This is a genomic window from Marinobacterium rhizophilum (assembly GCF_024397915.1).
Taxonomy (GTDB): Bacteria; Pseudomonadota; Gammaproteobacteria; order Pseudomonadales; family Balneatricaceae; genus Marinobacterium_A; species Marinobacterium_A rhizophilum_A.
On record NZ_CP073347.1, the window covers coordinates 3,493,513 to 3,508,688 of the forward strand.

The window sequence follows — 15,176 nt, forward strand, 5'->3', positions numbered from 1 at the left end:
CTTAAATCTGGTCCTTTACCTCTGGGCTTTGAGCCTTGAGCCTTGAGCCTTGAGCCTTGAGCCTTGAACCTTGAACCTTGAACCTTGAGCTTTAACCTTGAGTCCTGAGCCTGCTCAAGCCACCGGCAGGCGAATCAGCATTTCCAGCCCGCCGTCGGGGTGGTTGCGCGCCTCGATGCTGCCACCGAGAATCCGCAGCGCCCGGCGGGCAATGCTCAGCCCCAGGCCGTAACCGTCCGACTCGGCACCATTGCGCTGGCGAAAGAACGGATCGAACAGCTGCTCCAGCGTGTCGGCGGGCACGCCGGGGCCATGATCCCGGATGCGCAGCTCGTGCTGCTTGCCGACTGTCGCCTGAGTGAGTTCGATGGCCGTGCCGGCGGGCGTATGCTTGAGCGCATTATTGAAAACATTGCCCAGCGCACGTTCCAGCAACAGGCGGTTGCCCCGCACCCGGCAGCTTTTGGGCAGCTCAAACGACAACTGGCGATCCGGCTGCTGAAAGCGGATATCCTCCATCAGCTCTGCCACCAGCTCCTGCACGCTGAAGGCCTCGAGCGCCGGTTGCAGCGCTTCCAGCCGTGACAGCGACAGTATCTCGGTAATCAGCCGATCAATGCGGCCGCACTCGCGGTTCAGGCGCTGCAACAGCGGATCACCCTCGCCCAGGCGCTGCTCCAGCAGGCCGGCGGCGGCCTGCAGGCGCGCCAGCGGCGCCCGCAGCTCATGGGAGACATCCTGCATCAGGCGCTGGCTGGCCCCCAGGGTGCGTTCGACATAGTCCGCCATGGTATCGAACTCACGCGCCAGCTCGCCGATCTCGTCGCCCCGGGCAGCCAGCTTCTGATCGGTTCGCACCGCCAGATCGCCCTGGGCCAGTGCCCTTGTATGCAGCCGCAAACGCTTGAGCGGGCGCACCACCAGCCAGGTCAGCAGCAGGCTGGTCAGGGCCGACACCAGCAGGATCAGCACGATCTGTACCGACACCAGCAAACCGAGAAAACGGCCGAACTGCTCCCGCTGCGGCCAGGCCCCGACCTGTACGCGGTAACGGCGACCGGACTCCGAATCCAGCTCGAACGTCAGCGCGGGCCTGGCGCCGGGGCCGCGCCGCGGCAGGGTATCGAGCACCAGGGCATTAGTGCCCAGCTCGACAATGCGCAGGCCCGGAGCGTTCCTGGAGGATTTGCGCTGCAACCGCTCGAATCCACGACCCTCTTCATGACGCTCCAGCATGCGCTCGACCAAGGCGCGGGCGCGGGCTTCCTGTACCTCGGCATCGCGCTCGTGGTGCGACATGCCACCGACGATCACCACCGTGGCCAGGATCACCAGCACGCTGCTGAGCCAGATGGCCAGGAAGATCTTCCAGTAGAGACTGCGGTACCACCTCATTGCGCCTCCTGCACCAGCAGGTAACCTTCGCCGCGCAATGTCTTGATCAGTTCCTGGGAGTCGCCGGCACGCTGAAGTTTCTGCCGCAACCGGCTGACATGCACATCAATGGCGCGGTCATAGGCCGTCAGCGGGCGGTGCAGTACCCGCTCGGTCAGCTCCGCCTTGGTCATGACCCGGCCGGCATTGTGCAGCAAATAGGCGAGTACGTTGAACTCGGCGGAGGTCAGCTCAACCGGTACGGCCGCCACCCGCACCTCGCGCAGCCCAGGGTCCAGCCGGATCCCGTGCAGCTCCACCGGCTGTTGGGGAAATTCCGTTTGCTGACCGCTCTGGTCACTGCGTCGGCGAATGGCGCGGATGCGCGCCAGCAGCTCGCGGGGATTGCAGGGCTTGCCCAGGTAATCATCGGCACCCATTTCGAGCCCCAGAATGCGGTCAATTTCCTCGCCACGGCCGGTCAGCATGATGACCGGCAACTGCACCCGCGGACGCAGCTGCTGCAACAGTTCCAGGCCACTCTGGCCCGGCATCATCACGTCCAGCACCATCAGGCTATAAGGATGACTGCCCTCCAGCAGCTTGAGTGCGTCAGCCGCGTTATGGGCATAGTCAATCTCATAACCTTCATGACGCAGGTAGTCGCCCAGCAACTCGCACAGTTCGACATCGTCATCCACCAGCAGCAGTCGTTCTTTCATTCCAGCCCCCGTTATCCAGGCTCCATGATAACGCTGTCGCCCCCCAAAACCTTCCAAACGCGGCGCCTTTACCTAACTTTACAGTCAGCCCGGCTGAGGGTCGGCGCTGTCCTGTTGCACAGGGCCCATATCCATCAGGTAGACATTATCGATGCCATCGCGGGGTTCGCGAATCACGTCAGACGGGGAATAGCCAAAACGGCTCTTGAACGCCTTGCTCAGATGAAAGGCATCGCTGAAACCCAGCTTGAATGCCGCCTGGGAAACATTCAGCGAACCACGGTTAAGCAGTGCGTGGGCCATATCCAGCTTGAGGTTCATGAAGTATTCCTTGGGCGTCTGGCCGATGTACTGCAGGAAGACCTTGCGAAACTGCTGTTCGCTGGCGCCATAGAGCCTGGCCATGTCCTTCACCGACCAGCGCTCATCCGTGTGGCCATGCATCTGGCTGATCACGGTCTGGATGCGGCGCAGCGGCGCCGGGTCTGCGTGATGGTTCGACTGTGCGATCCACTGATACAGCACCTTGGTAAAGATCGCAGCGGCATAGGCCTGATGGTTGCCGTCCCCCACACGGATACTTTGCACCAGCTCGAGGAATTCAGCGATGCAGCTGCTGTTGTCCCGTACGACAACGGGAAGGTTCAAGGGCAGGGTAGCCGGACCATGCAGAACGAACTCGACCCAGTAGAGTTCCCACAGCAGGCCCTCACAGGCATAGCTCTGTATGTCCCGGGATTCCAGAAAAAGGGCACAGGTACCCTTGGCATGAATCTCCCGGCCGGACTTGAGCCGGATAACACCGTGCCCCTGGCGGGTAAACACGCACACATGGGCGCTGGACAGCAGGGGCAGTTTCTTGTCCCTGGGCCAGAGCACCTGGTAGGACTCATCGGCATAGATATCCCACACGGAGCGCAGCGTGATGCCAAAGGCCGTGGCGGGACTTTCCAGCAGAACGGGGGTGTTCTTCATGACTCACACTTTCATCGCGGCGGGCTTTCGATTCTAGTGTACGCACCAGCGTTGTGCGTCAAAAAAAAAGCGGCAGATAAGCAGCCCCTATCCAGAGACAGGCGGGCAATCCCCCTTGTCCAGTGTGCGGGCAACAGGGCCCGCTGGCTGGCATGCCTGCTTCAGGCTTGCGGCTTCAGCATCTGGATATCGTCGAGGGATTCATCCATGAAGTGCTCCATGTTGTGCAAGCGAAAGGACGAGAAATACCCGCTCCAGCGCTTGTCGCTGCGCATCAGGGTTGCGGCATGCTGCACCATGCGGGCACGTACCTGCGTCAGCGCCGGGTCATTAATGACATTGACCGGTTCTACCGCGCCCAGGTCATACAGTTCCTCGCAGCCGGTGGTGGCGCTGTAGCCATAGAACCAGTGCGTATCGCCCAGCGGCAGCTGGCAACCGAAGCCAAAATTGGTGCCCACATGTATACCCAGCTGATACACCTGCTCGAGCGCGGGGCGGCTGCCCGTCGGCACCATGTCCAGCAGGCTGGCACCTTCCATCTGTACCGCAGGCTCAAGCCCCGCGGCCTGCAAGATCGTCGGTGCCAGATCCACCAGGGACACGGGCGTCGCGATATCCTTTGCTGCCACGCCCCGGTTGCCCGCCGGCTTCACCAGCATGGGCACACGGAAAATGTCGGGATGGAAATAGCTGCCCTTGTCTGCCAGGCCCAGCCGACCGTTCATCTCGCCATGATCCGCCGTAAACAGAATCAGGCTGTCGTCCCACAGGCCTGCCTCCCGGAGATAGGCAAACAGCTTGCCGATCGCATAATCCACCAGCTCCACCTGCAGCAAATGGCAGGCGATATAGTCCTTCACCAGCGCTTCGTCGTACAGGCCCCAGTAACGGTGATACAGCCGGAATATGGGGTTCTGATCGGTGCCGCCAGCATTCTGCAGATCATGGAAGGACGCCGGCACCTGCACCACCGAGCGCAGATAGTCGTACCGTTGCGCATAGCCGTGCGGAATGGAGTAGGGCTGGTGCGGATCAAAGAAATCAATCTGGGCAAACACCGGCTTGCCGGGCGCTTGCATCTGCGATGCCTTGAGCTGGCGAATAGCCAGCTCTGCCAGAAACACCGAGTAATGCGCATCCCTTGGAAAGGCATCGCCATTTTGCTGCTCGATCCAGCCGCCGAATGAGGTGCTGGCGGTATTGCGGTCCGCCAGCGTACCTCGCAACTCGCGACTGTACCGGGGTGCTGTAACTCCCATGGCACCGATGTAATCGATGTAGCGGTCATCATCCATGACCGGCGGCCCCCAGCGATCCCAGGCGTGAAGGTTCTCGCCGAACGTCTCGATAAACTTGGGTGCACCCACATGGCACTTGCCCACATGCTTGAGGTTGTAACCCTGCTGTTTCAGGTAATCCTGGAAGATCAGGTCCCCAGGCTCCAGGTCGGACTTCATGCCGCTGGGCGTACGCTCGCCATTGGATAAATAGGGCGGGTGCATGCCGGTGCAGATGGCCGCCCTGGCCGGCCCGCACAGCGGGCTCGGCGTAAAGGCATTGTTGAACCGGTGTCCCTGCTGCAGCAGGCTGAGAATGTTCGGCGTTTCTATGTGCTGCGACAGCGGACGCGACGGCAGGTAGCAGTCAGGCGATATCATATCCACGGTGATGAGGATGATATTGGGCCTGTGCCGCAAGCCGGCCGTTTCGAACGCGCCCTGCCGGGTTTTGGGATGCAAGAATTTTACACTCATGGCCTGGGGGCTCCTGGCATGGATTACTGGGGGTTACTTGTAGGCACCGGTGTCGGCAACAGAACGCGCAGACTTCGCCGCAGCGGAACCACCTGCCTTGAACCAGGCCGGTATTTTCAGCAGCAAACCGATGCCCGCAACCGCCACCACCACCGCCGCACCGACCTTCAGCACCGAGCCCTCCGTGCTCAGCAAACCCAGCCCCGAGAACATGGCGTAAAGCCCGATCAGCATAATGGCAATCACCCAGCAGGCATGCCTGGCGTACTTCCAGTGCGTGATATCCACTTCCCGCGTATGCACCTGGTTATAGGGCTGCGCCTGGGGCTTGAGGTAACGCACGACCAGCATGATGCCGAGCATCAGCACGAAATTTGTACCCACCAGGTGCAGCCAGTTCAGCTTGATGAAACCCAGGTCATCCTTGAGCACGAAGTGCGTGACATAGAAGAAGATCATGCCAAAGGGCAGGGCGATATAGCCGGCCAGAGCAGGCGTTCTTTTCGACAGGATGCCCATGACCACGACCGCCAGGATCGGCACATTGATGACCGCCATGATGGTTCGCATCAGCGTATAGAGGCCATCGGCCGTGGCAACGAAGGGCGCAATCAGGATACAGACAACGATGGTCGCCAGGCCAAACACCCGGCCCACCCGCACAGTCTGTGCATTGGATGCCGTCTTGTTGATGTACTGCTTGTAGATATCCAGGCTTGCCAGGGTCGACAGGCTGTTGACGCCACTGTTGAAGGAACTCAATACGGCACCAAAGAGCACAGCGCCAAAGAACCCGCTCAGCCAGCCGGGCAGGACTTCGCGCACCAGTACCGGGTACGCCATATCCTGCGCCAGGATGATATTGCCATTGGCCAGCACTTCCTTGACCGGAATCTGGATCATGCCTTTTTGGTGCATGTGCCAGGCAATGATCCCCGGCAATACCAGCATGGCCACGCCAAACACCTTCATGGCGGCGGCGGCCAGCACGCCTTTCTGGCCCTCGGCCAGGTTCCTGGCACCCAGGGTGCGCTGAATAATGGCCTGGTTGGTGCACCAGTAGAACAGGTTGATCAGCAGAATGCCGCTGAACAGCGTATGCCAGGGAATTGCCGCCTCGGCACCGATCCCCGCCGCCTGCATGCGCTCGGGTGATTCGCTGACCAGCACCTGAAAACCGGCCGCCATGCTGCCATCCCCCAGGTGCATCAGCGCCAGTACAGGTACCAGGAAGCCCCCCAGCAGCAGGCCGACACCATTCACGGTGTCGGAAACCGCCACGGCCTTCAGGCCACCGAACACCGCGTAGATACCACCGACAACCCCCAGAGTCGCAACCATAATCCAGGTGGTGACGCTGTCGGATGTACCGAACACCGAACTCAGATCAAACAGCTTGCTTAGCGTGATCGAACCTGCGTAGAGCACAAATGGCAGGAAGCCGATAACGATGGCATACAGAAAGATACTGGATGCCACCAGGCGCATGCGCTTGCCAAAACGATCTTCAAGGAACTGCGGCACCGTCGTGATGCCACCTTTGAGAAAGCGTGGCAGGAAAATCAGCGCAAAGGCGATCATCGCCACCGCCGCCACCGTTTCCCACGCCATCACACTGGCGCCCTTGGAAAAGGCATTGCCGTTCAGCCCGGTGAGCTGTTCGGCGGATATATTGGTCAGGAACAGGGAGCCGGCTATGACATACCAGGGCAGGCTTCGGCCTGCGAGGAAATAACCGGTTTCGTGGCTTAGGTCTTCATCTCGGGTCTTGTAATAGGAGATTACCGCGACGAGCAGGGTAAAACCGAGGAAGGAGATAATAGCAAACATGCTTGCCTCCAGAACTGAGTTCTTATCATTGTTGTAGTCCATTGGCAGTCAGGCGACCGCACAACGTCCCGGTCATGATTACAGATCGCCCAGGGCGGCGGAATGTAATAAGAACGCCAATGCATGTAAAAAACGAAACCCAAAATGCAGCCTGAATCTCGCTGTGCCCAGCCCGCATAGCGGGTGCAGGGTAACGCCAGCTTTACCCAACTTTACAATGCCGTAACCCAAGTTTGCGGGGCAATACCGGATACTGGACTCATCAAAACACGACATACCAAACACAGCAGGAGAGACCCCATGCGCAAACCCATGATGATAGTTCTGACCACCCTGGCCCTGGCCGGTACCGCAAGCGGCCTGGCAATGGCACACGGCAAGGGCGACGGTGACCGCCACGAGCGTCACCAGGAAAAGCGCCTTGAGCGCATGAGCGAGGCACTCGAACTGACAGATGAACAGCAGGCCCAGGTAAAGGCATTGATGGCCGACTCTTCGGACCGCAAGGCTGATCGGGACGAAAAGCGTGAGCTACACCGCCAGATTCGTGACCTGGACAGCAGCGCCTCTGATTACGATACGCGCCTGGACGGCCTGATCCAGCAGGCACAGCAACAGCTGGGCGAACAGATCCGAGAGCGCCAGGCCAAGCGCGTCGCCATGCAGGAAATTCTTACCGACGAGCAGGAAGCCAAGCTGGCGGAGATAAGCGAAAAGCGCATGGAAAAAATGGAAAAGCATGGCCGCCGCGGTGGCGGGCATCACCAGGGCTGGTAACGGAGGGTCAACCTTCCCGACACAGCCGCTGTTCTCCCCGGTGCGGGCGGTCCAGGTGACCGCTCCCTCTGGGCCACTCCATGACAGGGATGCTACTATGCTCGCAAACATACTGAAGAGACTGCGTGGTCTGATGCGTGGCGGCACTGCACCACAGCAGCAACCCGGAACGCGTCCGGTTTCGGCACCGCAGCAGGACCTCTGGCGCCAGGCCGCCTGACGCGATGCGAAAGCACGGGTAAACAGAACCGCAGGACAGCAAATATCCAGGCCATGAACACTGTAATGAACGCTATTCTGAAACCGGCACTTGTCACCGCCGGCCTGCTGCTCGGGGCCCAGACTCAGGCCAGCAGCCTGGTATGTGACCCACAGGAACTGCACAGCCCCAACATCCAGAGCCCGGCCTTTTCAAGCCAGGGGCCGCTTCTGCGCATGCATGGCCTCCCATCGGATGCTGCCAGCAATATCCAGCCCGCTGGCAACGCCACGGACCTGTCCCCTGATGGCCACGGGTATCACCCGGGTTTCGAGTCAGATTCCAGCCAGAACCCGCCCAGCTGGAGCACGCCCAATACCCTCTGCGTACCGAATCAATTGGCACCCCGCGGCCAGGCCCCGCAGCAAAAGCGTGCCCCGGCGCGTATCTGGCTGTAACTCGGTTCACAACGGCTACAACCAGCCCCCGGGAAAAGCACCGGCCGCGCTTCATGATGTTACTCCAGAATAACGGGGTATTCGGGCAGACCGGCGACCCCCGCGTCGAGACACAGCGTCTGGCCCGCGGGGGTTGCCGCGATCTGCGGGTCGGAAAGTCCCTGCATCGCCGAGGTGACATAGAGGGTGCTCAAACCGATGCCCCCAAAGGCGGGGCAGCTGACATGTGCCGTGGGTGCGGCAACGGCCTGCAACAATTCGCCCGCCGGGGAATACTGGGCCACGCGGGCCGCCCCCCACTGGGCGATCCACAGATTGCCGGCAGCATCGCAGACAGCACCGTCGGGATTCAGGGCCTCGGAACGCAGGTCCAGCAGTTTTTCCTGCGCGCCCGCCGGCCAGCCGTGCAGGGGGGCCAGCGGCTGGCGCCAGACAATCTGCTCGACCGTATCCGTGTAATAGGCACAGCGCTTGTCCGGTGCAAAACAGATGGCATTGGCAATGGAAACCTCGCCCACCAGTTGACGCAGTTCGCCGCGATAGTAGCGGTAGATGGCGCCGGCACCAGCCTCGGCCTGCTTGCCCATGGTGCCAATCCAGAAACCGCCGAAAGGATCGGCGCGGCCATCGTTGGAGCGCGTCACCGGGTTGTCGGCCTCCAGTGCGACCAGCACCGTCCGGCTGCCGCTATTGATATCAAAACGCCACAGCGCCGTTTCGCTGGCGATCAGCAGGGTATCGCGGTCCACCCAGCCTGCGGCCGAAACGTATTCGTCGAAACGCCACTCAAGCCGCTGTTCGCCGTCACGGCAGTACAGCGTCTTGCCGGTAATATCGAACCAGAACAGCTGCTCGCGCAGCGGGTGCCACAGCGGGCCTTCTCCCAGCCCGCAGGGCGTTGCGTCATAGACCCGCATCATCCGGCTTTTGCCTTGTCGTAGGCGGCAACCATCTCCCGGGCGATGACCCGTACGTCCGCCACGCTGCGACCCGGCTTGTACAGGGCCGAACCGATACCAAAGCCCTGGGCACCAGCGGCAATCCACTGGGCGAAATTGTCGGCACTGGCACCACCGACGGCATACACGGGCACGGCCGCCGGCAGAACCGCGCGCATGGCGGCAACACCGGAGGGGCCTATGATCGAGGCCGGGAAGAATTTCAGGCCATCGGCACCGCTTGCCAGGGCGGCAAAGCATTCACTGGGGGTGAAAACGCCGGGGTAGGACAGCATGCTCCTGTCCTTGGTGGCACGTATCACGTCCAGATCACAGTTGGGGGAGATGATCATGCCGGCACCGGTCTGGGCCACGGCTTCGACATCGTCCACCGTCAGTACGGTGCCGGCGCCAAAGGTTGCCTGGCCTTCGAACGCGCGCACCATGCAGCTGATGCTGTCCAGCGGCTGTGGTGAATTCAGCGGCACCTCAATCTTGGTAATGCCCGCCTCGATCAGAACGGCGGCAATCGCCTCGGCTTCGTGAGGCTGAATGCCCCGTAAAATCGCAATCAGTTCGCGTTCCTGCATTTCAGGCTCCCGTCGTCTGCTGATAGGCGGCGTGCAGTCCCCTGAGGGTCAGTGCCTCGCCATCGTGAATATCGCTCTGGGCGCCCAGCTGCTCGAGTGCGGCGCCATAGTGAAGACCCAGCGTCGTCGCACCGATAATGGCCACCGGCTGACCGTCCCAGTAGGCCCTGGCCGCTGCCAGCTCAAGACCGATAACATAGCCGGACAGGCGCGCCCGGGCGGTTGCAGGGGCCAGGTCCGCCAGCAGGGCTTCGGCCCGCAGTGAGAATAACCGCGCCGAGATGGCGGCCGGGTTCTCCAGCGCCAGGTCGATGGCACCGGCGAAGGCCTCGTCATCCCAGCCCTGGCCGCCAACGGAGTGACTCAGCACCGACTGGCCGGCCAGCAGTGCATAGAGTTCGCCGGTCATGAAGGTCTGGAAAGCGGTAACCTGACCACCCTGTAGCCGTACCCATTTGCTGTGGGTACCGGGCAGGCAGACCACACCGTCAAAACCGGGCCGCGTGGCCAGCAGGCCTGCCACCTGGGTTTCCTCGCCACGCATCACATCGGCGGGGCTGAGCTGCTTGAGGCCGGGGCACAGCTGTACCGAGAGCCGCGCATCGGCCACCGGTACCGCCATCAGCTCAGCGGCCGGCGCACAGGGAACGGCTTGGTAGGGGGCTTCCATCCAGCCCTGACGGGCACCCACCATGCCACAGGCAACCACCGGGGTACGGTGATCCTGGCGCAGCCAGGGGCCAACTGCATCCAGCAGCGTCGCTTCAAACTGATGTGGCGCCAGACTCCCCATACCCTTGTCGCTGCTGGTGCTGGCAAGCACCGTACCCGCAGCGGTCATGGCCCAGGCACGCATCCGGCTGGTACCCCAGTCGACGGCGATCCAGTCGGCAGGGTGTTCAATGCTGTTGCTGTCGGTGCTGTTCATCCTGTCACCACCACGCCGCCGTCCACCACCATGGCCTGGCTGGTCATCATGCGACTGGCCCGGGACGCCAGAAACAGGGTAGCATCAACAATATCCCGCGGTGCCAGGTGCTCCTTGAGGCACTGCCGGTCCAGGTGCGCCGCCAGATCTTCAGGCGTCGCCCACATGTCGAGCTGCTTCTGGGTCAGCACCCAGCCCGGCAACAGCGTATTTACGCGAATACCGTCAGGACCCAGCTCCCGCGCCAGCCCTCGCGTCAGTCCGGTAATCGCCGCCTTCGAGGCGACATAACCCGGATAGCCGGCATTGCCCATCATGTAGGAAATGGAGGAAAAATTGATGATCGAGCCGCCCCCCAGCGCCTTCATGCCGGCAGCCACGGCCTGGGCCGTAAAGAAATGCGGCCGCAGGTTCACGGCCATGGCATTGTCCCAGGCCTCTGGCGTGTATTGCGCCAGCGAATGGCGCGCATCGTTGGCGGCATTGTTCACCAGTACCGAGATAGCGCCATGGGCACTGGCGGCCTGTTCCAGTGCAGCCTGCAGCGCGCTGACATCGGAGATATCACAGGGGATAAACAGCGGCGAGACACCGTGTTTTTCCTGCATCTCGGCGACAAAGCCGGTGGCATCCGAGCGCTGCACAAAGGCGACCTTGGCGCCCTGTTCGATAAAGCCTTCGGTCAGCGCAGCGCCAATACCGGCGCCGCCGCCGGTGATAAAGACGCTGGCACCCTTGAGGTCATGAAAGGTAACAAATTCGGACATCAGTGACTCTCCCGTGTAACAGGGCGGGTATCTTTGCCCACCAGGAAATCCAGATCGGCGCCACGGTCGGCCTGCATGACATGGTCGATATAGAGCTTGGCGTAGCCACGGCTGTAGTGCGGTGCCTCAGGCGCCCAGTTCTGGCGACGCGCCTCCAGTTCAGCATCACTGACCTTGAGCTCCAGCACACCGTCCTTCGCATTCAGGCGAATCAGGTCACCGGTTTTCACCAGCGCCAGCGGGCCGCCGGCATTGGCTTCAGGGGCCACATGCAGCACCACGGTGCCAAAGGCGGTGCCGGACATGCGTGCATCCGATACGCGCACCATGTCGCGCACGCCCTTTTCCACCAGGCAACGGGGGATTGGCATGTTGCCCACCTCCGGCATGCCCGGGTACCCCCTGGGCCCGCAGCCCTTGAGCACCAGCACGGTGTTTTCATCCACCGGCAGATCGGGACGATCAATATTCGCCTTCAGGTCTTCAATGCTTTCAAACACGTAGGCCGGGCCTTCGTGATCCAGCAGATGATCGGAGGCGGCCGAGGGCTTGATGATGGCGCCGTCGGGTGCCAGGTTGCCACGCAGCACGCGCAGGCCTGCCGCGGGCTTGAGCGGGGCATCAAAACTACGGATCACATCGCTGTTGAAGCACTGGGCGCCATCGGAATAGACCGAGATGTCCTTGCCCAGTACCGTATTGGCCGGGCGCAGGTGGCCGGCCAGCTCCTTCAGTACCACCGGCATGCCACCGGCGTAGCAGAAGTCCTCCATCAGGTACTTGCCCGACGGCATGCAGTTGACCAGCAGCGGGATATCGCCGCCGATCTCGAAATCCTTCAGTGACAGGTCGATCTCGGCACGCCCGGCAATCGCCAGCAGGTGCACCACGGCATTGGTGGAGCCACCCACGGCCGCGTTGGCCAGAATGGCATTCTCCAGGCTCGCCTTGGTCAGCACCCTGGACAGGCACAGGTCTTCTTCCACCATCTCGACGATGCGCTTGCCGGTCAGGTGGGCCAGCGCCGCACGCCGCGCATCCACCGCCGGCAGGGCCGCGTTGGTCGGCAGGCACAGGCCCATGGCTTCCACCAGGGAGGCCATGGTGGACGCCGTGCCCATGGTCATGCAGACCCCGGCGGAACGGCTCATGCCGGACTCGGCCGCCATGAAGTCCTGCAGCGTCATTTCCCCTGCGCGCACGCTCTCGGAGAACTTCCAGACATCGGTGCCGGAACCGATATCCTGGCCCTGCCACTTGCCGTTGAGCATCGGGCCCGACGACACCACGATGGTGGGAAGATCGACACTGGCCGCGCCCATCAGCTGACCGGGCGTGGTCTTGTCACAGCCCCCCAGCAACACCACACCATCGATGCCATAGGCACGGATGCTTTCTTCCACGTCCATGGCCAGCAGGTTGCGAAACAGCATGGCGGTGGGCTTCATCTGGGTTTCGCCGAGCGACATGACCGGAAACTCCACCGGAAAACCGCCCGCTTCCCATACGCCCCGCTTGACCACCTCGGCCAGGGCTCGCAGCCCGGAGTTGCAGGGGGTCAGTTCGGACCAGGTATTGCAAATACCGATGATCGGACGACCATCGAAGGCGTGGTCGGGGTAACCCTGATTTTTCATCCAGCTACGGTGAATGAAGCCATCACGGTCCAGTTTTCCGTACCAGGCCTGGGAGCGACGCGTTTTCTTGGTTGTCATAGCTTTTTCCTTCAATGACCCAACGGGTCGCCGAGAATGCGATTGACTCGAGCACCGACCCCACAGGCCTGTAAACGAACATCACATCACCGTATTCTTGTGTCGTTTAACGCAGACTTAAGTACCAAATATTGAAACATAGTTCCAACTATTGAAAATATGAAGGATTCAGCCTATGTTTGTCAACGCTGATTGCACAGTTTGGCACAACGAAACGATGAGGACGCCTGGATGACAGCAGCTAAAAACAGCGATGGTACGGTCGGCAAGGCGCTGAATTTACTGGACCAGGTTGCCGCTATCGGACACCCGGTGCGCTTCAGCGATCTGCTGACCAACAGTGAACACCCCAAGGCCACCCTCTACCGCCTGCTGCAAACCCTGACCAGCCAGGGCATGCTCAGCTACGACCCCGACAGGCAGCTCTACAGCCTGGGTGTGCGGCTGGTAAAACTGGCTCACGCCGCCTGGCGGCAGTCGTCCCTGGCACCGATCGCACGTCCGTTTCTGGATGAGCTGTCACACAAGCTGGGTGAAACCGTCCATCTGGCGCAGCTGGATCACGGCCAGGTGCTGTACCTGGACAAGCGCAACCCGGCCAAGCCGCTGATGATGTTTTCGGATGCAGGCAAAATAGGCCCGGGGTACTGCACCGGTGTAGGCAAGGCCATGCTGGCCTTTCTCAAGGACAGCGCACGCGAGCAATGCATCAAGCAGCAGGCCTACCACCGCTACACGGACAATACGCTGACATCGGCCCAGACGTTGCGCGCTGAACTGGATGAGATTCGCGTCAAGGGCATCGCTTTCGACCGTGAAGAACACGAGCCCAATATCATCTGTATTGCCGCCCCCATACTGTCCGGTAGCGACCGGGTTCTCGGGGGCCTGTCCATTACGACATCCACCCAGCGCTATACCTTGCAAGCACTGGAAAACTTCAAGCCGGACCTGCTCGAAACGGCCCGCAAAATAGCTGAACAGGCCGATCTATGGCAATTCCCGGAAATACAGGCGTAGTGTTCGCCGCTCACGTTTAAATACAAAAAACCACCACGCCCATCTAAAAGGTGGCTGCAGTGCCAACAACCGAGCTTTTTGGTGACCTGAAAACCGGCGTACCGGTGCACCGTCACTGGCTGCGCCACGGCCAGCTAAGCGCCGCCATTCTGACCTATGGCGCAACCTTGCAGGATTTGCGACTTGAAGGCGTAGCCCACCCCCTGGTACTCGGCGCCACCCGTTTAGATTCGTACCTCGGCGACATGAGCTACTTCGGCGCCAACGTCGGCCGGGTGGCCAACCGCCTGGCCGGCGGCAGGGTCAGCATTGCGGGCACCGAACATGCGCTGCACCTGGCGGCGGGTGAAAAACACCTGCTGCACGGCGGCAAGGAGGGCCTGCATCACCAGCTGTGGCACATTGTCGATGCCAACGACACCCAGGTCACCCTGCAACTGAGCCTGGCCGATGGCCATATGGGCTTCCCCGGCAAGCTGGATATCCGCCTGCGCTACCACATTCAGGCGCCCGCCACCCTGGTGCTGGAGATCGAGGCCGTGAGCGACGCCCTCACACTGTGCAACATCGCCCACCACAGTTATTTCAACCTGGACGGCGGTGCCGACATTCTTGATCACCGGTTACAAGTCGACGCCGGGCACTACCTGCCGGTGAATGCCGAGCTGATTCCCACCGGGCAGATAGCGCCCGTAGGAGGCAGCCGGTTTGATTTTCGCAACGCCAGACCCCTGCGCGACGCGGCGCCTTATCCGGGCTATGACCACTGCTTTTGCCTGTCCGGGGACGTACAGCCCCTGCGCCCGGTGGCCCGCCTCTACAGCCCGAAATCCGGCATCCGGCTGCGCCTGGACACCACCGAGCCCGGCCTGCAAATCTACGATGGTGGCCATATCAATACGTCGGCACAGCACAGTATCAGCCAGGCGCCCTACGGCCCCCATGCGGGCCTGGCACTGGAAGCCCAGCGCTGGCCCGACGCACCCCACCACGATACTTTCCCGTCCATCGCACTGGCTCCGGGCGAGGTCTACCGGCAAACCACCGCCTGGCACTTCGAGAAGCCGGCCTGAGGCCTGGCCAGAAGCAAAGGTCAAACCAAAGCCAAAAAAATGCGGACGTCGCT

Annotated in this window: 15 protein-coding genes; 5 read left to right on the forward strand and 10 right to left on the reverse strand. The window is 61.5% G+C overall.

Annotated elements, in window-relative coordinates; translation table 11 throughout:
* Window positions 1-114: 114 nt before the first annotated feature.
* The 5 genes from KDW95_RS15660 to KDW95_RS15680 form a co-directional block, all read right to left on the reverse strand.
* Window positions 115-1,395: an ATP-binding protein gene (locus KDW95_RS15660; protein WP_255852753.1), complete on the reverse strand. Its 1,281-nt coding sequence runs from the start codon at window positions 1,393-1,395 to the stop codon at window positions 115-117.
* Window positions 1,392-2,096: a response regulator transcription factor gene (locus KDW95_RS15665; RefSeq protein ID WP_255852754.1), complete on the reverse strand. Its 705-nt coding sequence runs from the start codon at window positions 2,094-2,096 to the stop codon at window positions 1,392-1,394. The genes KDW95_RS15660 and KDW95_RS15665 overlap by 4 nt, the downstream gene beginning before the upstream one ends.
* An 84-nt stretch (window positions 2,097-2,180) precedes the next feature.
* Window positions 2,181-3,071 carry a helix-turn-helix transcriptional regulator gene (locus KDW95_RS15670; RefSeq protein WP_255852755.1) on the reverse strand — a complete coding sequence of 297 codons (891 nt, stop codon included), beginning with the start codon at window positions 3,069-3,071 and terminating at the stop codon, window positions 2,181-2,183.
* A gap of 161 nt (window positions 3,072-3,232) precedes the next feature.
* Complete coding sequence (locus tag KDW95_RS15675; protein WP_255852756.1) at window positions 3,233-4,828, reverse strand: sulfatase-like hydrolase/transferase; 1,596 nt, start codon at window positions 4,826-4,828, stop codon at window positions 3,233-3,235.
* A gap of 33 nt (window positions 4,829-4,861) precedes the next feature.
* Window positions 4,862-6,658 (reverse strand): solute:sodium symporter family transporter, encoded by a 1,797-nt coding sequence (locus KDW95_RS15680; RefSeq protein ID WP_255852757.1) that lies wholly within the window; start codon window positions 6,656-6,658, stop codon window positions 4,862-4,864.
* A 300-nt stretch (window positions 6,659-6,958) separates the two neighbouring features.
* Between KDW95_RS15680 and KDW95_RS15685 the strand changes: the two genes are divergently transcribed.
* From KDW95_RS15685 to KDW95_RS15695, 3 genes are all read left to right on the forward strand, one after another.
* The gene (locus KDW95_RS15685; RefSeq protein WP_255852758.1) at window positions 6,959-7,435 is read left to right on the forward strand and encodes a Spy/CpxP family protein refolding chaperone; all 477 of its coding nucleotides are present in this window, start codon (window positions 6,959-6,961) and stop codon (window positions 7,433-7,435) included.
* Between the two features lie 97 nt (window positions 7,436-7,532).
* Window positions 7,533-7,655, forward strand: a complete 123-nt coding sequence (locus KDW95_RS15690) for a hypothetical protein (RefSeq protein WP_255852759.1) — start codon at window positions 7,533-7,535, stop codon at window positions 7,653-7,655.
* A 65-nt stretch (window positions 7,656-7,720) separates the two neighbouring features.
* Window positions 7,721-8,092 (forward strand): hypothetical protein, encoded by a 372-nt coding sequence (locus tag KDW95_RS15695; protein ID WP_255852760.1) that lies wholly within the window; start codon window positions 7,721-7,723, stop codon window positions 8,090-8,092.
* Between the two features lie 59 nt (window positions 8,093-8,151).
* Here the strand turns inward: KDW95_RS15695 and KDW95_RS15700 are convergent, their stop codons facing one another.
* Genes KDW95_RS15700 through KDW95_RS15720 form a run of 5 tightly spaced genes read right to left on the reverse strand, consistent with a single transcriptional unit; the run spans window position 8,152 to window position 13,030 of the window.
* Complete coding sequence (locus tag KDW95_RS15700) at window positions 8,152-9,012, reverse strand: SMP-30/gluconolactonase/LRE family protein (RefSeq protein WP_255852761.1); 861 nt, start codon at window positions 9,010-9,012, stop codon at window positions 8,152-8,154.
* A complete protein-coding gene (locus KDW95_RS15705) occupies window positions 9,009-9,620 on the reverse strand; it encodes a 2-dehydro-3-deoxy-6-phosphogalactonate aldolase (protein WP_255852762.1) in 612 nt (203 codons plus the stop codon). The genes KDW95_RS15700 and KDW95_RS15705 overlap by 4 nt, the downstream gene beginning before the upstream one ends.
* Before the next feature lies 1 nt (window position 9,621).
* Window positions 9,622-10,548, reverse strand: coding sequence for a 2-dehydro-3-deoxygalactonokinase (locus KDW95_RS15710; RefSeq protein ID WP_255852763.1), 927 nt, complete (start codon window positions 10,546-10,548; stop codon window positions 9,622-9,624).
* Window positions 10,545-11,315, reverse strand: coding sequence for an SDR family NAD(P)-dependent oxidoreductase (locus KDW95_RS15715; protein WP_255852764.1), 771 nt, complete (start codon window positions 11,313-11,315; stop codon window positions 10,545-10,547). The genes KDW95_RS15710 and KDW95_RS15715 overlap by 4 nt, the downstream gene beginning before the upstream one ends.
* On the reverse strand, window positions 11,315-13,030 hold the full coding sequence (locus tag KDW95_RS15720) for an IlvD/Edd family dehydratase (protein WP_255852765.1): 1,716 nt from the start codon (window positions 13,028-13,030) through the stop codon (window positions 11,315-11,317). The genes KDW95_RS15715 and KDW95_RS15720 overlap by 1 nt, the downstream gene beginning before the upstream one ends.
* A gap of 231 nt (window positions 13,031-13,261) precedes the next feature.
* On the opposite strand from KDW95_RS15720, the gene KDW95_RS15725 reads away from it, so the two are divergent.
* Both KDW95_RS15725 and KDW95_RS15730 read left to right on the forward strand, forming a co-directional pair.
* Window positions 13,262-14,050: an IclR family transcriptional regulator gene (locus KDW95_RS15725; RefSeq protein WP_255852766.1), complete on the forward strand. Its 789-nt coding sequence runs from the start codon at window positions 13,262-13,264 to the stop codon at window positions 14,048-14,050.
* 59 nt (window positions 14,051-14,109) lie between these two features.
* Window positions 14,110-15,123 carry an aldose epimerase family protein gene (locus KDW95_RS15730; RefSeq protein WP_255852767.1) on the forward strand — a complete coding sequence of 338 codons (1,014 nt, stop codon included), beginning with the start codon at window positions 14,110-14,112 and terminating at the stop codon, window positions 15,121-15,123.
* Window positions 15,124-15,176 lie beyond the last annotated feature (53 nt).